This window comes from Ornithinimicrobium sufpigmenti, assembly GCF_004322775.1.
In the GTDB taxonomy this organism is placed as follows: domain Bacteria; phylum Actinomycetota; class Actinomycetes; order Actinomycetales; family Dermatophilaceae; genus Ornithinicoccus; species Ornithinicoccus sufpigmenti.
Window position 1 is genome coordinate 731282 of the sequence record NZ_CP036403.1, and the last position, 20022, is coordinate 751303.

A 20022-nucleotide genomic window follows, 5' to 3' on the forward strand; every position below is an offset into this window, starting at 1 on the left:
TCAACCTGCGGTCGAACTGGTCAGCCGTCCCTGCGGTCAGGGTCGGTGCTGTGGGTCTGGGTCTTCTCCTCGACGATGAGGTGTCCGTCGGAGGTGCGGCCCAGGATGCGGTGGCCGTAGAGGCCGTAGTCGTCGGCCAGGCCGAGGTTCTCCAGGTTCTGGCCGCCCGGCACGTCGGCGAAGGTGGCGGTGCCGATCCGGTCGTCGTCCTTCATCGAGGCGGGCATCAGCAGGGCCACCAGGTGGTAGGCCAGGATCGTGACGATCGTGCCCAGGGCGATGCCGGCCAGCGAGAAGTTCCCCATCTCCAGGGAGGTGTCACCGATGGCGATGATGATGCCGGCGGCGACGGGCACAAGGTTGATCGGGCGGGAGAAGTCGACCCTGTTCTCCACCCAGATCTTGGCGCCGAGCAGGCCGATCATGCCGTACAGCACCACGGTGATGCCGCCCAGCACGCCGCCGGGGACCGCCGAGACGAGGGCACCGAACTTGGGGGAGAGGCCGAAGACGAGGGCCACCAGCGCCGCGACGTAGTAGGCCGCGGTGGAGTAGACCCGGGTGGAGGCCATGACGCCGATGTTCTCGGCGTAGGTGGTGGTGGGCGAGCCACCGACGGAGGTGGCGATCATGGTGCCGATACCGTCGGCGGCGACCGCCCGGCCCATGTACGGGTCCAGGTCGTGACCCGTCATCTCGGCCACGGCCTTGACGTGGCCGACGTTCTCCGCGACCAGGGCGACGACCGCGGGGAGCATCAGCAGGACGAAGGTCAGCTGGATGTCGGGCAGGTGCCAGCCGACGACGCCCGCGGCGTTGTCGGTGGCGGGCGGCAGGCCGATCCAGGGAGCGTCGAGCACCCCCGACCAGTCGACGCGGTTGTGGGTGTCGATCTCCCCGGTGCCGGCGTTGAAGGCGGTGATGGGGCCGGTGACGACGTCGGCCAGCCAGGACGCGACATACCCGAAGATCAGCCCGAGGAGCACCGAGACCCGTCCCCAGAAGCCGGGCAGGACGGTGGCGAGCAGGATGGTGACGATCATCGTGGCCAGGGCGATCCACTGGTCCTGGGGCCAGTAGGTGTTCGCGACGACCGGCGCCAGGTTGAAGCCGATGAGCATGACCACCGCGCCGGTGACGACCGGCGGCAGGATCTTGGTCAGCGTCGCGGCACCGATGAAGTGGATGAGGACGCCCGTCAGGGTGAGCACGACGCCGGCGACGAGGATCGAGCCGGTGACCTGCTGCGGGGTCCCGCCCTGGGAGATGACGGCGGCGACACCACCGACGAAGGCGGCCGAGGTGCCCAGGTAGGACGGCACCTTGCCCTGGACGATGAGCAGGAAGGCGATCGTCGCGACACCGCTCATCATGATCGCCAGCTGGGGGTTCAGGCCCATGATCAGGGGGAAGACGAAGGTGGCGCCGAACATCGCGACCACGTGCTGGGCCCCCAGGCCCGCCGTCTTCCCCCAGCTCAGCCGCTCGTCGGGTGCGACGACGTCACCGGGTTTGAGGGTTTTCCCGTCCCCGTGCAATTTCCAGCCGAATGCCGACACCGCAAACTCCTTCGTTCGTGGGGGGCGCTCACGGGCCCCGCAGGGTGAGGGTCGGGGCACGCCTCCTGTGCCCACCGACACTAAACCCCGTCCCCGAGGGACAGGACTGGCACTTTGTGACATGGGGTGCGGGAAGGGTTGGGCATCTCTTGCCGGGTATGCGGTACTCGCCCCCGGTCGACAGGCTCAGCCGTGGTCCAGCTGTCGCGCCTGCAGCGCCAGCATGATCGCGAACCGGAGCCGCGGGTCGGTGGTGAACGGGCCCAGGAGGCGCTCGAGCTTGCTGATCCGGTAGCGCAGCGAGTTGTAGTGGAAGTGCAGGGCGCGGGCGGTCGAGGCGACGTTGAGGTTGTGGTCCAGCAGCACGGTGAGCGTCGTGCGCAGGTCCTCCATCTCCTCGGAGTCCACGGCGGCCAGCGGACCCAGTGTCTCGCCGATGAAGCTGGCCAGCTCGGCACGGTCCTCGACCTGGGAGAGGAGCCGGAAGACCCCCAGGGCGTCGAAGTGGGTCACCGCCCGGTCGCCGTGCAGCCGGCGTCCCACCTGCGCCGCCTTGCGGGCCTCGGAGTAGGCCCGGGGCAGCTCGGCGAGGTCGGTGATGGTCCGGGAGATGCCGGTGACGAAGACCCGGCGGCCACCGCCGCCACGGCCGTGCACCTGCTCGGCCATCTGCCGGACGCGCTCGGTGATCGTGGTCGGGTCGTCGTCGGCCGGCACGCCGAGCAGGACGACCACCTCCTGGTTGAACCCGGCCACGGCCGCGGCCTCGTCGTCGGTGCTCGCGACGCGCTCCCACGCGGCGCGGAAGCGCTCGGGCAGGGTCCGCAGCACGGGGTCGTCGGAGGGCACCTCCTCGGCCTCGGCCACCAGCACGGCGAGGGGCCGGCGCAGGTCCCAGCCCAGCTCCCCGGCGTGGGCGGCGACCCGTTCGGCGTCACCGGCCCGGCCGAGCAGGGCGTCGCGCAGGAAGTCGGCGCGGTACTTCCCCTCGACCGCGGCCACCGCCTGCTGCTTGGTGATCGCCAGGGCGGCAGCGGTGGTCGCCTGACCGACCACGTGGTTGTCGTCGTCGGTGAAGGCGTCGTCGCGGAACAGGATCAGCCGGCCCAGGTCGGCCCTGGCCCCCGTGACCCTGGCGACCAGGCGGTGCACCCCGTCGAACTGCGCGGAGACCCCCGGCACCTCGGTCTCCACGACGAAGCGGCCGGTCGGGTCGAACCCCGGCAGGTCGGCGACCCGCTCCGGGACCGGCCCGGCAGAGGCCAGGACCCGGCCGTCCATGGTGGTGACCAGGCTGGTCCGGGCGAGGTGCCGGACCACGCCCTGACAGACCTGGTCCAGGTCGCCGCCGGCGATGACCACGCCCACCAGGTCCTGGAGCACCTGCTCGGCCCGGGCGAGGGTGTCCGCGCGCCGGTTGATCACCACGGTGAGCACCTGGGTGATCACCTCGTCGAAGCCCAGGTCGAAGGGGATGGCCAGGACCGGGAAACCCCGCCGGTCGGCCTCTCGCAGCGCCGCCTCCGGCAGCTCGTCGACGTAGCGGGCCAGCTTGATCGCCACACCGGCCAGCCCGTGGTCGTCGAGGTCGGCGATCCAGTCGGTGAGGTCGTGACCCTCGTGGGTGCGCAGCGGATAGCCGGTGGTCAGGAGCAGCTCGCGAGGACGCACCCAGGGCAGCAGGTCGGGCACCTCCATCACGTTCACCGTGGCCACCAACCGCTCCAGGCCCCGCTCGCCGGCCAGCACCGCGGTGCCCTGCATCACCGGCAGCCGCAGCACCTCGGAGACGGTGATCCCCGAGGTCGGCGAGGGGGGCAGCACGGGCGAAAGTTGACGATCCATGCCCGAATCGTTGTCAGGAATCACCGGCCTGGCAAACCGGCCCCCTGCATATCGTGGCGAGATGCAGACCACCGAGGCTCGTCAGGCAGGTGCGCGAGCCCTGCCCTGTGCGCCGGCGACGCCCCTGCGACCGGCGGCTGCCTCCACCCTCAGCCCCGCGTGGCTGCAGGCCCACCCGGCACCCGCCGAGGTGGTCGCGGTCTTCGACCAGGCCATCTACCTGCTGCGCGGGCAGGACGTGCTGCCGCTGCTGGCGCCCGAGGCGCTCATGCTCCCCGGTGCGGTGCGGGTCACGACACCGGCCGACCTCGATGCGCTGCGCGTGCGGGTCGGTGACGAGGTCCTCGTCGGCCGCGGTGAGGTCCGCACCGCCGGCGGCGGGCTGGTCGTCCGGCGGGTCTGGCGCCCCCTGCCCGTCCCGACGGCGCCCCTGTCCGAGGCAGCGCGGTGGGCCGCCTGGGCCGGGCTGGCCGGGCTCACGTCCCTGGACCATGACGATGTGTCGGGCGGCCGGCTGGCCGAGCTCGCCGCGGCGGTCCTCGACGGACCCGCCGCCCAGGTCAGCAGGCACCTGAACGGGCCTATCAGCACGGAAGCGGTGCACGGCTTGGTCGGGCTCGGCCCGGGCCTCACCCCCGCCGGTGACGACGTGCTGTGCGGGCTGCTGCTCGGGCTGCGCGCGAGCGGCCAGGAGCGGGAGCGCTCGCTGCTGGAGGAAGCGGTCCTCCCGCTCCTCGGACGCACGACCGCCCTCTCCGCCACCCTCCTCCGCCAGGCCGCCCAGGGGTATGCCGTCCCGCCCGTCGTCGCGCTGCTGCGCGCCTGGCACCGCGGCGCCGGCGTCCCCGCCCTCGCTTCCGCGGGGTGTCCGGTGGCTGAGATCGGGCACACCTCGGGCCCCGCCCTCATCCTCGGCCTGGCCACGGCACTGACAGCTGCGTCGACGACTCCGCTGACAACTGCGCTGACCCCTGCACTGACCACCGCGCCGAGCACGAAGCTCCCACCCCATACCGGGCAGGCCCGTGCCGGTAGCGCCGCCCCCCATCCCCGTCTGACCTCGGCCCCGGGCACCGGCCCGGCCGGCCGTCCTGCCCCCGTCCGTCCCCAACCCGCTCCGGTCCTGGTGGCCGGCGCCACGAGAGGAACGTCGTGACTGATTCGGTCGAGATCCGCCGCGGTGTCTACCACGACTCCGTCACCCTGATGCAGGTGTCCCAGCAGGTGCGCACCGCCCCCGGGGTGCACGACGCCCTGATCGGCATGGGCACCGAGCTCAACCTCGGGCTCATGCGCGAGGTCGGCTTCCAGGTGCCGGAGGAGGCCGGTCCCAACGACCTGGTCATCGCGCTGCGGGGCGAGGACGAGGACGCGCTCGCCGCGGGCCAGGACAAGCTCGTGGCCGTCCTCGCCGAGCTGCACGAGCGCTCCCGCGCCACCGGGTCGACGACCGAGGTCGCCCCCCGCACCATCGGCTCCGCCGCCCGCCGCGCCCCCGGCGGCATCGCGCTCATCAGCACGCCGGGGCAGTATGCCGTGCTGGACGCCCTGGACGCTGTCAACGCCGGTCTGTCGGTGATGCTCTTCAGCGACAACGTGCCCCTCGCCGACGAGGTGGCGCTCAAGGACGCGGCGGCCGCCAAGGATGTGCTGGTCATGGGCCCGGACTGCGGGACCGCCGTCGTCGGCGGCGCGGCGCTCGGCTTCGCCAACGTCGTGCGCCCCGGACGCATCGGGCTGGTCGCGGCGTCCGGCACCGGGGCCCAGCAGGTCATGACGCTCCTGGACCTGGCCGGGGAGGGCATCAGCCACTGCCTCGGCCTGGGAGGCCGTGACCTGTCCTCCGACGTGGGCGGCCGCTCGGCGCGGCAGGCGCTGAAGGCGCTCGCCGCCGACGAGGCCACCGAGCACGTCGTCATCGTCTCCAAGCCTGCCGCTGCGGAGGTCGTCACCGAGCTGGAGCAGCTCGCCGCCGAGCTGGGGGTGCCGGTCTCGTGGGCCACCCTCGGGCGCGGGCTGCCGGACCTGACGGCCGCCGTCGAGCAGACGCTCACCGCAGTCGGGGCGCAGGCGCCGACCTGGCCCTCCTGGGGGCCGACCGAGCCGCGCCCGTCCTCGGCGCCTTCGGCCGGTGACGCGCTCCGCGGGCTCTACTGCGGGGGGACCCTCGCCGACGAGGCGATGATCCTCGCCGAGGAGGCCCTGGGGCCGATCAGCTCCAACATCCCGCTGCAGGGGGCGCCGCAGGTCTCCGGCCACGACACCCTCACCGGCCACGTGGTCATCGACTTCGGCGACGACGAGCTCACCCAGGGACGCGCCCACCCGATGATCGACCCCTCGCTGCGCCTGGAGCGCATCCGCCAGCAGGGTGAGGACCCGACGTGCGGCGTGCTCCTGCTGGACCTGGTCCTCGGCCACGGCGCCCACCAGGACCCGGCCGGCGAGCTGGCCGAGGCCGTCCGCGCCGCACGCGAGGCCGCCGCCAACCGCGGCGGGGACCTGCCGGTCGTCGTCGCGCTGGTCGGCACGGAGTCCGACCCGCAGGGCCTGCAGGACTGCGCCCGCGTGCTGTCCACCGCGGGCGCCCACGTCTTCACCTCCAACGCCGAGGCGGTGCGCGCCGCACTGTCCCACCTGGCCGCACCCGCCGAGACAGCCAGCACCCCAACCAGCACCCCATCCAGCATTCTCGAGACCGGGAGGACCGACCGATGAGCACGACCGAGCAGCCGCTGCGCGGCCTGCTGACCCGCGACCCGTCCGTCGTCGCCGCCGGCGCGGGGATCTTCGGTGACGCGCTGCGCCAGCAGGCGGTACCGGTGACCGACGTCGAGTGGCGTCCGCCGATGGACGGGACGAGCGAGGCCCTCGCGAGGGTCCTGGCCGACCCCCGCCTGGCGGAGGCGAACGCCGAGGCCCTGCGGCGGATCACCGCCGCCGAGGCCGAGCTGGTCCGGATCGCCCCGGCCAGCGAGGTGCTCGGCCTGAAGCGCGGCGAGTTCCTGCACAGCGGTCCGCCGCTGACCTGGGAGCGGGCCTCCGGTCCGATGCGCGGCGCGCTCATCGGGGCCATGCTCTTCGAGGGTCTGGCGTCCACCCCGGAGGAGGCCGAGGAGAAGCTGGCCGGCCCGGACATCAGCCTGGCCCCGTGCCACAGCCGCGGCGCCGTCGGCCCGATGGCCGGTGTCATCTCCCCGTCGATGTGGGTCTTCGAGCTGCGCGACCCGGTGCACGGCAACGTGTCCCACTGCTCCCTCAACGAGGGTCTGGGCAAGGTGCTGCGCTACGGCGCCTACTCCGAGGAGGTCATCACCCGCCTGCAGTGGATGCGTGACGTCCTGGGTCCGGTGCTCGCCGACGCCGTCGAGCGGCACGGCCCGGTCGACATCCGGGCCTACCTGCCCCAGATGCTGCAGATGGGCGACGAGGGCCACAACCGCAACCGCAGCGCCACCCTCATGTTCCTGCGGGACCTGCTGCCGCACATCGTGTCCCAGACCGACCGGGACCCGGCCGACATCGCCGAGGTATGCCGTTTCGTCGGCGCCAACGACCACTTCGCGCTCAACCTGGTGATGCCCGCCTGCAAGCTGGCGATGGCCGCGGCCAAGGACATCCCCGGCTCCTCGGTCGTGGTCACCATGGCCCGCAACGGCACCGACTTCGGCATCCAGCTGGCGGGCACCGGCGACGAGTGGTTCACCGCTCCCGCCAACACTCCTGAGGGTCTCTTCCTCGGCTCCTACGGTCCGGAGGACGCCAACCCCGACATCGGCGACTCCGCGATCACCGAGACCGCCGGCATGGGCGGCTTCGTGATGGCGGCGGCACCGGCGATCGTGCGCCTCGTCGGCGGTGACGTCGACTTCGCGCTCACCACGACCCGCACGATGTACGAGATCACCCTCGGGGAGCACCCCTCCCTGCAGGTGCCGATCCTGGAGTTCCGCGGCGCCCCGATCGCCATCGACGCCACCGCGGTCGCCCGCACCGGTGTCCTGCCGCAGATCAACACCGGCATGGCCGGCCGGGTCGCCGGCACCGGCCAGGTCGGCGCGGGTCTAGTGACGCCGCCCGCCGAGGTCTTCGTCGACGCGCTCCAGGCGCTGGCCGACCGCGCACCCGCCGCCGGCTAGGCCACCGCAGCGCGCCGGGGCAGGACCCCGGCGCGCCACCACGGGTCCAGTCGGGCCCCCGCACTCCGTCCCCCCGTCGACGACGACGTCCCGAGAGGTCCACCATGTCCACCACCAGCCCCACCACGATCCGGTACGGACTCGACGACCGCCCACCGCTCCGGCGCGCGGTGCCGCTCGGCCTCCAGCACGTCATGGTGATGATGGCGAGCAACGTCACCATCCCGGTCATCCTGGCCACCGCGATCGGGGCCAGCCCCGAGGACACCGCCTTCCTGGTGCAGGTGGCCCTGCTCGTGGCCGGCATCGCCACGCTCGTGCAGACGCTGGGCATCGGCCCGGTGGGCGCCCGGCTGCCGATCGTGCAGGGGACCAGCTTCGGCTTCCTGGTCGTGTCCATCCCGCTGGCCCAGGACTACGGTCTGGGCGCGGTCTTCGGCGGTGCGCTCTTCGCCGGGGTCGTCCAGGTGCTCTTCGGTGCGGTGTTCAGCAAGATCCGCCGGTTCTTCCCGCCGTTGGTGGCCGGGATCGTCGTGCTCGTCATCGGGATCGGCCTCATCCCCACCGGCATCCAGCTCTTCGCCGGCGGTGCCGGGGCCGAGGACCTGGGGTCCCTGCGCAACTTCGCCGTGGCCACCTTCGTCCTGGTGGCGATCCTGGTGCTGTACCGGTACGGCCGTGGCTTCATCGGGGCGGCGGCGGTGCTCATCGGCATCATCGCCGGCTACGGGGTCGCCTCCGGGCTGGGGATGGTCGACTGGGGCCGGGTCGGCTCGGCGGCCTGGTTCTCGGTGCCTCAACCTCTGCAGTTCGGGCTCGAGTTTCCCGCGGCGGCCCTCATCGCCATGGGTGCGATGGCCGTGGCCACCTCGATCGAGACGGTCGGTGACATCTCGGCCCTGACCAAGGCCGGTGACCAGCGTCAGCCGACGACGAACGAGATGCGCGGCGGCCTCATGGGCGACGGTGTGGGGACGGCCGTGGCAGCGCTCTTCAGCGCGCTGCCCAACACCTCCTTCTCCCAGAACGTGGGTCTGGTCGCCTTCACCGGGGTGATGAGCCGCTTCGTGGTGACGATCGGGGCGGTATTCCTGGTCCTGTCCGGTTTCGTGCCCAAGCTGGCGATGGTCATCGCCGTCATCCCCCCGTCGGTCATCGGCGGAGCTGCGGTCGTGATGTTCGGCATGATCATCTCCGCCGGCATCAGCCTGCTGACCACGCGCCCGCTGACCCAGAACGACCTCATCATCATCGCGGTGTCCGTCGTGGTCGGCCAGGGCTTCGCCTGGCGGCCGGAGATCGCCGCCAACCTGCCGGAGAACCTCGCCGCGCTGATGACCTCCGGCATCGTGCCCGCCGCCGCGATCGCCATCGTGCTCTACTCGATGAAGCCACGGGAGGAACGACTCCTCGACGTGGACACCCCGCTGGCCGGGCACTTCGCCGAGGACCAGGAGCAGCCCGCCGGACCGGGCACCGCCGTGCGCCCCGCCTCCGCCACCGACGATCCAGCCCCCCGCCGCCCCGCCCCCGAGGAGAACGATCGATGAACAGCACCGCCCTGCACGAGCTGGGGCTCGTGGAGCTGCGTGACGCCCTGCGCTCCCGCACGGTCAGCGCCCGCGAGGTGGTCGAGGACCACCTGCGGCGCATCGACCAGGTCAACCCGCAGCTCAACGCCGTGGTCACGGTCGAGGCCGAGCGGGCGCTCACCGCGGCCGACCAGGCCGACCGCCTGGCCGCCGCGGGCGGCGACCTGCCGCCCCTGCACGGCATACCGATGACGCACAAGGACACCCTGGCCACGAAGGGCATGCGCACCACCAGCGGCAGCCCCCTGCTGACCGACCAGGTGCCCGAGCACAGCGACCTCATCATCGAGCGGCTGTGGGCCGGCGGTGCCATCTGCACCGGCAAGAACAACGTGCCGGAGTTCGCCGCCGGCTCGCACACCTACAACCCGGTGTTCGGCGCGACCGGCAACCCCTACGACACCAGCCGCTCGGTCGGCGGGTCCTCCGGCGGTGCCTCGGCGGTCCTCGCGGCCCGCATCCAGCCGCTGGCCGACGGGACCGACATGGGCGGCTCGCTGCGCAACCCGGCCGCCTGGTGCAATGTGGTCGGCCTGCGGCCCAGCCCCGGTGTGGTGCCGACCGTGCCCGCGGCCAACCCCGAGACCTGGCTGAGCCGGACCGGCCTGATGGCCCGGTCGGTCGAGGACCTGGCGCTGGGCATGTCGGTCGTCGCCGGCCCGCACCCGGCCAGCCCGCTGCCCAGCCCCGTGCCCCCGGAGGCGTTCACCGCGCTGCTCGACGACGAGGGACCCGCCGACCTGTCCGGCGTGCGGATCGGGGTCAGCATCGACCTCGGCGTCGGGGTGCCGGTCGCGCCGGAGGTCCGGCGCGCCATGCTCGAGCAGGCGGAGGTGCTCGCCTCGCTCGGTGCCACCGTGGAGGAGTCCGTGCCGCAGCTGGCCGACGCCGACGAGGTCTTCGACGTCCAGCGCGCCTTCGAGATGGCCACCAACCTGCGCCGCCTGGTGCGCGAGCACGCCGAGGACGGCACGATCAAGCCCGAGGTCATCTGGAACGTCAACCACGGTCTGCAGATGGGCGCCGAGCAGCTGATGTCCGCCGGCGAGGCCCGCGGCCGGCTGGACGCCGCCGTGCGTGAGTGGTTCGGCCAGTGGGACCTGCTGCTCACCCCCACCGTGCAGGTCATGCCCTTCCCGACCGAGCAGACCTGGCCGCGGGAGATCGATGGCGTGCAGCTGGAGACCTACGTGGAGTGGATGCGTTCCTGCTCGGTCATCTCCGCCACCCGGTGCCCGGCGGTGTCCGTGCCGGCCGGTTTCGTCGACGGGCTGCCGGTCGGGATGCAGCTCGTCGCCGCCCCCTACGCCGACGCCCGGCTGCTGCGCCTGGCCCGGGTCTACGAGCGCGCCACCCGGCACGCGGAGGTCGCCCCCCAGCTCTGAGCCGCCCCGGGCACGGGACAGACAACGTCCTGCACCTCATGCACCGTCGACGACGTGGTATGACGTGCAGGACGTTGTCTGTTGTCCGGTCCTGAGCCGGCGCCAGCGACGACGAGGACGACGAGGACGACGAAGGCGCAGGCCACCCGAAGGTGACCTGCGCCTTGTCTGCGCTGCTGCGAGCGTCAGTTCGCGGGCGGCACGTAGCCGGTCGGCTCCTCGCCGAGGTCGACGATGGCCGCGACGGGGCCACCGCCCTCGGGGCCCTGGTGGGCGGCCGAGACGGAGACGAAGACGGCCGGGTCACCGGTCACCGCGGCGGTCACGCCACCGACGGCAGCCTTGATCTGGCGGTGCCAGTGCACGTCCGAGTCGTCCAGCATCGCGTTGCGACGGCCGAGGACCTTGCCGTCCTGGCTCGACTCGCACTTGAGGAAGACGTTGACCAGACGGCCGGCCAGGTCGTCGCGGTGGGGGCGCTCGGGCAGGTCCAGCCCGGCGTCCTTGATCGCGTTCCAGATGCCGTCCTGGTCGAGGGCGTGCTCCATCACCGAGTGGCCGATGCGGTAACGACCGCCGACCCCCTTGGCGTTGCCCACGACGACCACCTGCGCGCGGTCCAGCTCGACACCGGAGGAGCAGGAGGCGACCGCGGAGTACTTGTCGCGCGAGCGCATGACGTCCTCGTCGCTCAGGTCGGTGACCTCGCCGAGCGCCTTGGCGATGCCGAGGCCGGTGGTGCCGTTGGAGACATCCATCGAGGTGAGGGTGTCCTCGGTGAAGACGTCCTCGCCGCGGCTGTGCGCGTCCCGGATGGTGTCGATGGTCAGCAGCGGGGTCTTGGTCTGCACGTAGTGCACGTCGTCCGTGTCGGTGATGCCGGCGCGCTCCATGGCGACCTTGACGGCGTCGGCGACCTTGTCGACCATGCCCATCCGCCCGATCTCCTCGGGCAGGATCGGCTCGCTCATCGCCATACCGACGGTGAGGCGGGGCTCGTCGGTGGCCTCGACCGTGGAGGGGTCCACGGTGGCGAAGATCGTCGCGTGCGGGCTGATGACACCGTCGGTGCCGCCGGACCACACGATCGGGATCTGCTTGACCTTCTCCTGGTCCACGCCCTTGGCCATCAGGGCCTCACGGAAGGCGCGGTCGGCGATGATGCGGGTGTAGTCGTTGACGCCGCCGTTGCCCTCGGTCTTGCCGATGATGGCCAGGACGCGGTCGGCCTCCAGGACACCCTCGTCGAGCAACCGGGTCAGCTCGCTGGCGTCGCTGACGGAGTGGATGGGGACCTTGCGTACCTCGATGGGGTCGGGCATGAGCTCGCACCTTTCTGCAGCTGACGGTCGGGAAGTGGCTCTCCGGTCGCCGCGGGCCACCCGCGCCGAGGTGGCGGCAGGGGCCGGGTTCGCGCCGGTGAGACACCTTCATCCCAGGCTAGGTGGCCCGTGGACGGAAGCTCCTGGCAGAAGTTGCCAGAAAACCCCGGGAGAGACGATAGGACCTTGTGTTCGCCGGTCACAGGTAGGCCTGATTGGGTGGACGGAACGCACCCCTGTCACCGACCGTCACGCCACTCCGTCCAGCCATCGTCCACAGCCACGCACACTCACGAAGTCCTCACGCCAAGGAGCGATCGATGACCGCCCACTCCGCCGACCACCCCGCAGAGCAGTCCTCGCAGGCCCAGGGGCCGCTGGCCGGGACGCTGGTGGTCGACCTGACCCGCGCCCTGGCCGGCCCGCACGCCGCGATGATGATGGCCGACCTGGGGGCACGGGTGATCAAGATCGAGGCGCCCGGCAGCGGTGACGAGACCCGCTCCTGGGGCCCGCCCTTCGTCGAGGGGCAGGACGGCGAGGACGTCGCGACCTACTTCCTGTCCTGCAACCGCAACAAGGAGTCGGTCGCGCTGGACCTGAAGTCCGACGACGGCCGCGAGGTGCTCACCGCCCTCGTCCGTCGCGCGGACGTGCTGATGGAGAACTTCCGTCCGGGCACCCTGGACCGCCTGGGCTTCACCGCCGAGCGGCTCGCCGAGCTCAACCCGCGCCTGGTGCTGCTGTCGATCTCCGGCTTCGGCCACGACGGGCCCGAGGGTGGCCGGGCGGGTTACGACCAGATCGCCCAGGGCGAGGCCGGGCTGATGTCGCTCACCGGTTCCGGGCCGGAGGACCCGCAGCGGGTCGGGGTGCCGATCGGCGACCTGCTGTCCGGGATGTACGGCGCCTACGGGGTGCTCGCGGCCCTGCTGGAGCGGGAGCGGACCGGGCGCGGCCAGGTCGTGCGCACCTCGCTGCTGGCCTCGATCGTCGGGGTGCACGCCTTCCAGGGCACGCGCTGGACCGTCGCCGGCGAGGTGCCGAGGGCCCAGGGCAACCACCACCCCTCCATCGCCCCCTACGGCCTGTTCCGTTGCGGCACCGGCTCGGTGCAGGTGGCCTGCGGCAACGAGAGCCTGTGGCGGCGGCTGTGCACCGAGTTCGGGCTCGACCCGGAGGCCGAGGGGATGGCCACCAACGCCGAGCGGGTCGCTCACCGTGACCGGGTCATCGCCACCCTGGAGGAGGCCTTCGCGCCCCAGACCGGCGAAGAGGTGCTGGCCCGCCTCGCCGCGGCCGGCGTGCCGGCCGGCAAGGTGCGGGACCTGCAGGAGGTGTACGAGTGGGAGCAGACCCGCTCCCAGGGCCTGCTGGTCGACGTGGAGCACCCCACCCTGGGCCGGGTGCAGCTGCCCGGGCCCCCGTTGCGGTTCTTCGGCCACGACGGGGGCGAGGTGACGCCGGCCGCGCACCAGAGCCCGCCGCTGCTCGACGAGCACGGTCCCGCCGTGCGGAAGTGGCTGCAGCATGGCTGAGCGGAACAGGCTCGGTGCCCTCGAGGTGCTCGAGGCGGTGCTGGACGAGGGCAGCTTCACGTCCTGGGACACCCCGCCGGAGCAGCCCGACCTGGGCCAGGAGTATGCCGATCTGCTGGCCCGGGCGCAGGAGCGCAGCGGCGCGGACGAGGCCGTCCTCACCGGCGAGGGACGGCTGGACGGGCGCAGGGTGGCGGTCGTGGCCGGGGAGTTCGCCTTCCTGGCCGGCTCGGTCGGCTCGGCCGCCAGCGAGCGGATCACCCGCGCGTTCGAGCGGGCCACGCAGGAGGGTCTGCCCATGCTGGCCTCGCCGTCCTCCGGCGGCACGCGGATGCAGGAGGGCACGCCGGCGTTCGTGCAGATGGTCAAGATCGGCCAGGCTGTCGCGGCCCACCGCCGGGCCAAGCTGCCCTACCTCGTCTACCTGCGCGACCCCACCACCGGTGGTGTCCTGGCCTCGTGGGGCTCCCTGGGCCACCTGTCCATCGCCGAGCCGGGTGCCCTCATCGGCTTCCTCGGCCCCCGGGTCCGCGAGGTGATCACCGGCTCGCCGTTCCCGCCCGGCGTGCAGGTCGCCGAGAACCTTGCCCGCCGCGGCGTGATCGACGGGGTGGTGCCGCTCGATCAGCTGCGCGGCGTCGCGGTGGATGCGCTGCGGGTGCTCATGTCACCCCAGGACCCGCAGGGCGAGCGCGAGCCCGAGCCCGACGAGGCCACGCTCACCGCGCGCGACGCCTGGGTGTCCGTCCAGGCGACCCGCCGCAGGGACCGGCCCGGTCTGCGGGAGCTCCTGCGCCACGGGGCGGAGACCTTCATCCCGCTGCGCGGCACCGGGTCGGGGGAGTCCGACCTGACCGTCATCATGGGCATGGCCCGCTTCCCCGGGTTCTCCTGCGTGCTGGTCGGGCAGGACCGGCGCGCCCAGCAGCACGCCTACCTCGGCCCCGCCGCCCTGCGGGTGGCCCAGCGCGGCTTCACCCTGGCCGAGGAGCTCGACCTGCCGGTCATCACCGTCGTCGACACCCCCGGCGCGGAGCTGTCCACCGAGGCCGAGCACGGCGGCATGGGCGGGGAGATCGCGCGCTGCCTGGCCGCCCTGGCCACCGTCCCGGTCCCGGTCGTCTCCGTCATCCTCGGCGAGGGCAGCGGCGGCGGTGCGCTGGCGCTGATGCCGGCGGACCGTACCGTCTGCGCCGAGCACGGGTGGGTGGCGCCGCTCCCGCCGGAGGGAGCCAGCGCGATCGTGCACCGCACCGGCGACCGCGCCGCCGAGATGGCCCAGCTGCACCGCATCCGCGCCGTCGACCTACGGACCACCGGGGTGGTGGACCAGATCGTGCCCGAGCACCCCGACGCCTCCAGCGAGCCCGAGCAGTTCTGCCGGCGCATCGTCGACGCGGCCGGGGCGCACCTGGGCGAGCTCCTCGCCATGCCGCGGGAGCAGCGGCTGCAGGCGCGGCACGACCGCTACCGCTCCATGCACTGACCCGAGGCCCTGTGACGAGGGCACGTCCAGGTCGGCGTCCGTCAGTCGACGGCGGTGGTGACGACGGGTTTCCAGGTGGGGCGGTGTTGTTCGTAGGTGGTGATGGCGTCCTGGTGCTGCAGGGTGAGGGAGATGTCGTCGTAGCCGTGCTCCAGGCGCCAGGCGAGGTAGTCGTCGATGGTGAAGGGGGCGGTGATGTCGGCGCAGGTGATGGTGCGTGCGGGTAGGTCGATGGTGATGGTGGTGCCGGGTGCGGTCTCGAGCTGTTTCCAGATGAGCTCGATGTCGCCCTGGTCGAGCTGGGCGGTGAGCAGGCCGCCCTTGCCGGAGTTGCCGCGGAAGATGTCGGCGAACCGGGAGGACAGGACGGCCTTGAAGCCGTACTGCTGCAGCGCCCACACGGCGTGCTCGCGGGAGGAGCCGGTGCCGAAGTCGGGCCCGGCCACCAGGACCGAGCCCTCCTTGTAGGGGGGCTGGTTGAGGACGAAGCCGGGGTCCTCGCGCCACCGGGCGAACAGGCCGTCCTCGAACCCGGTGCGGGAGACCCGTTTGAGGTAGTGCGCCGGGATGATCTGGTCGGTGTCCACGTCCGAGCGGCGCAGCGGCACCCCGACGCCGGTGTGGGTGGTGAACTTCTCCATCAGACCATCGCCTCCCGGGTCGAGGTGGGGGTATGCGGCCCGCCCGGGTCCAGAGGTCCGTCCAGGTCGGCCGGTGAGGACAGGGTGCCGCGGACGGCGGTGGCGGCGGCGACGGCGGGGGAGACCAGGTGGGTGCGGCCGCGGGCACCCTGGCGTCCTTCGAAGTTGCGGTTGGAGGTGGAGGCACACCGTTCGCCGGGCGCGAGCTGGTCGGGGTTCATGCCCAGGCACATGGAGCACCCGGCCAGCCGCCACTCACCCCCGGCGGCGGTGAAGACCTCGTCCAGGCCCTCGTCCTCGGCCTGCAGCCGGACCGCGTGCGAGCCGGGCACCACCAGCAGCCGCACCCCGGGCGCGACCTTCCGCCCGGCCAGCACCTCGGCGGCGACCCGCAGGTCCTCGATCCGGCCGTTGGTGCACGAGCCCAGGAAGACGACGTCGACGCCGACGTCGCGCAGGGGGGTGCCCGGGGCCAGGTCCATGTACTCCAGCGCCCGCCGGGCGGTGTCCGCGGCGTCGTCATCACCCAGGGCGTCGGGGTCGGGCACCGCGTCGCCGAGCTGGACCGACTGGCCCGGGTTGGTGCCCCACGTCACGAACGGGCTCAGCTGCGAGGCGTCGATGACGACCTCGGCGTCGAAGACCGCGTCGTCGTCGGTGCGCAGCTGTCGCCACGCCTCGACCGCGGCGTCCCACTCGGTGCCCTGGGGCGCGTGCGGGCGGCCCTTGAGGTAGGCGAAGGTGGTGTCGTCGGGGGCGATGATCCCGGCGCGGGCGCCGGCCTCGATGGACATGTTGCAGATCGTCATCCGCCCCTCCATCGACAATGCCTCGATCGCGCTCCCCCGGTACTCCAGGACATACCCCTGGCCGCCGCCGGTCCCGATCCTGTTGATCACCGCCAGGATGACGTCTTTCGCGCTCACCCCGGCCGGCAGGTCCCCCTCGAGGGTGATGGCCATCGTCCTGAACGGCTTCAACGGCAACGTCTGCGTGGCCAGGACGTGCTCCACCTCACTCGTGCCGATCCCGAACGCCAGCGCGCCGAACGCGCCGTGGGTGGAGGTGTGCGAGTCGCCGCAGACGATCGTCATCCCCGGCTGCGTCAACCCCAGCTCCGGCCCGATGACGTGCACGATCCCCTGCCCCAGCCGGCCCCGGGCGTGGTGCACGATCCCGAACTCGGCACAGTTCGCCCGCAGCGCCTCCAGCTGCGTCCGGGACACCGGGTCGGTCACCGGCCCCAGCGTGGTCGGCACGTTGTGGTCCTCCGTCGCCACCGTCAGGTCCGGACGACGCACCCCACGACCCGCCAACCGCAACCCATCGAACGCCTGCGGGCTGGTCACCTCGTGCACCAGGTGCAGGTCGATATACAGAAGGTCAGGCTCCCCCTGCGCGGAGCGGACGACATGCTGCGCCCACAGCTTCTCAGCCAAGGTACGGCCAGCCATAGCGGAACCCCTTCCCTTCGTGGACGACGGGTGCGTCAGAATGCAGCCACTGTAGTGCTCATACATTGACGTAACGTCATGGAGGTCCGTCATGCGCAGCCACACGTTGGCCGTCCTGCCCGGGGACGGGGTCGGCCCGGAGGTGACCGGGGCGGCGCTCACCGTCCTCGACGCCGCCCAGGACAGGTTCGGCTTCGGCACCGAGCGGACCGAGATCCCGCTCGGGGCCGACCACTACCTGGCCACCGGCGAGCTGCTGCCCGAGGACACGGTCACCGCGCTCGGCGACCACGACGCCATCCTCTTCGGTGCGATCGGCAGCCCTCGGGTCACCCCAGGCATCCTGGAGCGCGGGATCATCCTGGCTCTGCGCGGCGCCATGCGCCAGGCGATCAACCTCCGGCCCGTCCGGCTCTACCCCGGCGTGCCGACCCCGATCGCCGGGCTGACCCCGGAGCGCTGCGACCTGGTCATCGTGCGCGAGAACACCGAGGGGGCCTACGTCGCCCAGGGCAGCCGGGTGCATCCCGGCACCCCGGCGTGGACCGCGGTGCAGGAGTCGGTGAACACCTGGTATGCCGTGGAGCGCGCCGTCGACTTCGCCTACCGGCTGGCCAGGGTGCGCCGGGGGCGCCTGACGCTGTGCCACAAGACGAACGTCCTGGTCGAGGCCGGCAAGCTGTGGACCGCCGTGATGGAGACGGTGGGGGAGCGCTACCCCGATGTCGAGACCGACTACGTCCACGTCGACGCCATGTGCATGCACCTGCCGGTGAGCCCCGAGCGCTTCGACGTGGTGGTCACCGACAACCTCTTCGGCGACATCGTCACCGATCTCGGTGCGGTCCTGCAGGGCGGCCTGGGGGTGGCCGCCAGCGGCAACCTCAACATCGAGGGCAACGGCACCAGCATGTTCGAGCCCATCCACGGCTCCGCGCCCGACATCGCCGGGCGGGGCTGGGCCAACCCGGCAGGAGCCTGCCTCTCGCTGGCCCTCCTCCTCGGGCACCTGGGCGAGGGTGAGGCGGCCGCCGCGGTGGAGGCAGCGACGGCGGCCGTCCTGGCCGAGCTGCCGGCGCTGGCCGGTGCGGACATGGGTGCGAGCACCGACGAGCTGGGCAAGCGGATCGCCCGCGCCCTGACCTCCGGCGAGACCGGCAGCGGCCCGGTGCCCCCGCTGGAGGGCAGCCTGATGGGCCAGCTGGCGCAGGTCATGGCCGGCTCGGGATGATGGCCCGGTGAGGACGGCATGACGATGGCTGACGAGGGGACGCTGCGCGCGGAGGAGCTCTGGCCGGCGCGGGTGACCGTCGACCTCGGCGCCATCCGCGACAACGTGCGGGTGCTGCGCGAGCACGCCGGCGGCGCCGAGCTCATGGCGGTGGTCAAGGCCGACGCGTACGGCCACGGGCTGGTGCCCAGCGCCCGGGCGGCGCTGGCGGGTGGGGCCTGCGCGCTCGGCGTCGCCCAGCCCAGCGAGGCACTCGCCCTCCGCCGCGCCGGCGTCGAGGCCCCCGTGCTTACCTGGCTGGTCGCCCCCGGCGTGGACGTGCGACCACTGGTCGAGGCCGGGGTGGAGGTCGCCGCGGCCACGCCCTGGACTCTCGACGCGCTCGCCGCGGCCGCGCGGGCCAGCGGTGCGCCCGCCGTCACCCAGCTCAAGGCCGACACCGGCCTGGCCCGCAACGGCGCCTTCTCCCTGCCGGTGCGGCCTGGGGACCCCCGCACCGACTGGACCGACCTGGTGGACCACGCCGCCAGCCTGGTGGCCGAGGGTGTGCTGCGGGTCCGTGGGGTGTTCACCCACTTCGCCTACGCAGATGCGCCCCAGCACCCGACCGTGCGCGCCCAGCAGGAGGCCTTCACCGATGCGGTCGCCGTCGCCGAACGGGCGGGGCTCGACCTGCAGGTGCGGCACATGAGCAACTCGGCCGCCACGCTCACCACGCCGCAGGCGACCTGGGACATGGTGCGCCCGGGTCTGGCGGTCTACGGTCTGACACCGGTTCCCGACCTCGGCTCAGCCGCCGACTACGGCCTCCGCCCGGCGATGCGGGTCACGGCCAAGGTCGCGGTGGCCAAGCGGCTGCCTGCCGGGCAGGGCGTCTCCTACGGCCACACCTACGCACCGACGCGGGAGTCCACCGTGGTGGACGTCCCGCTCGGGTATGCCGACGGCGTGCCCCGGCACGCCTCCAACCTGGCCCCGGTGCAGGTAGGGGGTCGACGGTTCACCATCGCCGGCCGGGTGTGCATGGACCAGTTCGTGGTGGACGTCGGTGACCTGGACGTCTCCGCCGGGGACGAGGTCGTGCTCTTCGGTGCCGGGGACGACGGCGAGCCGACGGCCCAGGACTGGGCCGACGCGGTCGACACGATCAGCTACGAGATCGTCACCCGCTTCGGGCCCCGCGTACCCCGGGTCTACGTCAGCCCACCTGACCTCCCTGATCTCTCTGCGGTACCCGGCCCGCCCGGGGATCGGCCATGACGACCGAGATCACGCTCGACCTTCCCACCGCCGAGGACACGCGAGCCCTCGGCAGACGCCTGGGCGGCCTTCTGCGGGCCGGTGACCTGCTCGTGCTCACCGGTGACCTCGGGGCCGGCAAGACCACCCTGACGCAGGGCCTGGGCGAGGGGCTGGGTGTGCGGGGGCCGATCACCTCACCCACCTTCGTCATCGCCCGCGTCCATCCCTCGCTGCAGGACGGCCCGGCGCTGGTCCACGTGGACGCCTACCGGCTCGGGGACGGCGCCGAGCTGGACGACCTCGACCTCGACGAGTCGCTGGACGGGTCGGTGACCGTGGTCGAGTGGGGTGCAGGAGTGGCTGAGCAGCTGAGCGAGGAGCGGCTGGAGCTGATCTTGGTCCGCTCCGGCAGCGCGGCCGAGGACCAGCAGGGCCGCAGCGCCCGGCTGCGCGGCATCGGCACCCGCTGGGACGCGCTCCTGCGGCAGGTCAGCCGACCCTGAGGCGCCGCGCACGAGCCGACGCGCCGAAATTGTCCAGAACACTGGACGTGGGACGGCAGCGCTGGTTAACTGTCCCCAAGCCTTC

The 20022-nt window shown here is 72.6% G+C and carries 15 protein-coding genes; 10 read left to right on the plus strand and 5 right to left on the minus strand.

Annotated features, from left to right (window positions below):
* Positions 1 to 20 precede the first annotated feature (20 nt).
* Together ESZ52_RS03460 and ESZ52_RS03465 are read right to left on the minus strand one after the other, a co-directional pair.
* Positions 21 to 1559 (minus strand): uracil-xanthine permease family protein, encoded by a 1539-nt coding sequence (locus tag ESZ52_RS03460; RefSeq protein ID WP_238154340.1) that lies wholly within the window; start codon positions 1557 to 1559, stop codon positions 21 to 23.
* 186 nt (positions 1560 to 1745) lie between these two features.
* Positions 1746 to 3404 carry a PucR family transcriptional regulator gene (locus ESZ52_RS03465; protein ID WP_131103706.1) on the minus strand — a complete coding sequence of 553 codons (1659 nt, stop codon included), beginning with the start codon at positions 3402 to 3404 and terminating at the stop codon, positions 1746 to 1748.
* 61 nt (positions 3405 to 3465) lie between these two features.
* On the opposite strand from ESZ52_RS03465, the gene ESZ52_RS03470 reads away from it, so the two are divergent.
* The 5 genes from ESZ52_RS03470 (at position 3466) to ESZ52_RS03490 (ending at position 10520) form a co-directional block, all read left to right on the plus strand.
* Positions 3466 to 4560 carry an oxamate carbamoyltransferase subunit AllH family protein gene (locus ESZ52_RS03470; RefSeq protein WP_181009818.1) on the plus strand — a complete coding sequence of 365 codons (1095 nt, stop codon included), beginning with the start codon at positions 3466 to 3468 and terminating at the stop codon, positions 4558 to 4560.
* A complete protein-coding gene (locus ESZ52_RS03475; RefSeq protein ID WP_238154341.1) occupies positions 4557 to 6122 on the plus strand; it encodes an AllF/FdrA family protein in 1566 nt (521 codons plus the stop codon). The genes ESZ52_RS03470 and ESZ52_RS03475 overlap by 4 nt, the downstream gene beginning before the upstream one ends.
* Complete coding sequence (locus ESZ52_RS03480) at positions 6119 to 7543, plus strand: YlbE family protein (protein WP_131103708.1); 1425 nt, start codon at positions 6119 to 6121, stop codon at positions 7541 to 7543. The genes ESZ52_RS03475 and ESZ52_RS03480 overlap by 4 nt, the downstream gene beginning before the upstream one ends.
* 104 nt (positions 7544 to 7647) lie before the next feature.
* Positions 7648 to 9093, plus strand: coding sequence for a uracil-xanthine permease family protein (locus ESZ52_RS03485; RefSeq protein ID WP_131103709.1), 1446 nt, complete (start codon positions 7648 to 7650; stop codon positions 9091 to 9093).
* Complete coding sequence (locus ESZ52_RS03490; RefSeq protein ID WP_131103710.1) at positions 9090 to 10520, plus strand: amidase; 1431 nt, start codon at positions 9090 to 9092, stop codon at positions 10518 to 10520. Before ESZ52_RS03485 ends, ESZ52_RS03490 begins: the two co-directional genes overlap by 4 nt.
* A gap of 185 nt (positions 10521 to 10705) precedes the next feature.
* Here ESZ52_RS03490 and bar read toward each other — a convergent pair whose 3' ends face one another.
* A complete protein-coding gene (gene bar, locus ESZ52_RS03495) occupies positions 10706 to 11842 on the minus strand; it encodes a barbiturase (protein WP_131103711.1) in 1137 nt (378 codons plus the stop codon).
* Between the two features lie 320 nt (positions 11843 to 12162).
* On the opposite strand from bar, the gene ESZ52_RS03500 reads away from it, so the two are divergent.
* The gene (locus ESZ52_RS03500) at positions 12163 to 13380 is read left to right on the plus strand and encodes a CaiB/BaiF CoA transferase family protein (protein WP_131103712.1); all 1218 of its coding nucleotides are present in this window, start codon (positions 12163 to 12165) and stop codon (positions 13378 to 13380) included.
* Positions 13373 to 14866 (plus strand): carboxyl transferase domain-containing protein, encoded by a 1494-nt coding sequence (locus tag ESZ52_RS03505; protein ID WP_131103713.1) that lies wholly within the window; start codon positions 13373 to 13375, stop codon positions 14864 to 14866. The genes ESZ52_RS03500 and ESZ52_RS03505 overlap by 8 nt, the downstream gene beginning before the upstream one ends.
* 41 nt (positions 14867 to 14907) lie before the next feature.
* On the opposite strand, the gene leuD is transcribed toward ESZ52_RS03505, so the two are convergent.
* Together leuD and leuC are read right to left on the minus strand one after the other, a co-directional pair.
* Positions 14908 to 15507 carry a 3-isopropylmalate dehydratase small subunit gene (gene leuD / locus ESZ52_RS03510; RefSeq protein WP_131103714.1) on the minus strand — a complete coding sequence of 200 codons (600 nt, stop codon included), beginning with the start codon at positions 15505 to 15507 and terminating at the stop codon, positions 14908 to 14910.
* Positions 15507 to 16961 carry a 3-isopropylmalate dehydratase large subunit gene (gene leuC / locus ESZ52_RS03515; RefSeq protein WP_181009819.1) on the minus strand — a complete coding sequence of 485 codons (1455 nt, stop codon included), beginning with the start codon at positions 16959 to 16961 and terminating at the stop codon, positions 15507 to 15509. Before leuC ends, leuD begins: the two co-directional genes overlap by 1 nt.
* 91 nt (positions 16962 to 17052) lie before the next feature.
* Here leuC and ESZ52_RS03520 point away from each other — a divergent pair, with 91 nt between their 5' ends.
* The 3 genes from ESZ52_RS03520 to tsaE are packed head-to-tail and all read left to right on the plus strand — an operon-like array spanning position 17053 to position 19937.
* Positions 17053 to 18192, plus strand: coding sequence for a 3-isopropylmalate dehydrogenase (locus ESZ52_RS03520; RefSeq protein ID WP_131103715.1), 1140 nt, complete (start codon positions 17053 to 17055; stop codon positions 18190 to 18192).
* Positions 18193 to 18210: 18 nt separating this feature from the next.
* Positions 18211 to 19452 carry an alanine racemase gene (alr, locus tag ESZ52_RS03525; protein WP_238154342.1) on the plus strand — a complete coding sequence of 414 codons (1242 nt, stop codon included), beginning with the start codon at positions 18211 to 18213 and terminating at the stop codon, positions 19450 to 19452.
* Positions 19449 to 19937, plus strand: a complete 489-nt coding sequence (tsaE, locus tag ESZ52_RS03530; RefSeq protein WP_131103717.1) for a tRNA (adenosine(37)-N6)-threonylcarbamoyltransferase complex ATPase subunit type 1 TsaE — start codon at positions 19449 to 19451, stop codon at positions 19935 to 19937. The genes alr and tsaE overlap by 4 nt, the downstream gene beginning before the upstream one ends.
* Positions 19938 to 20022: the final 85 nt, after the last annotated feature.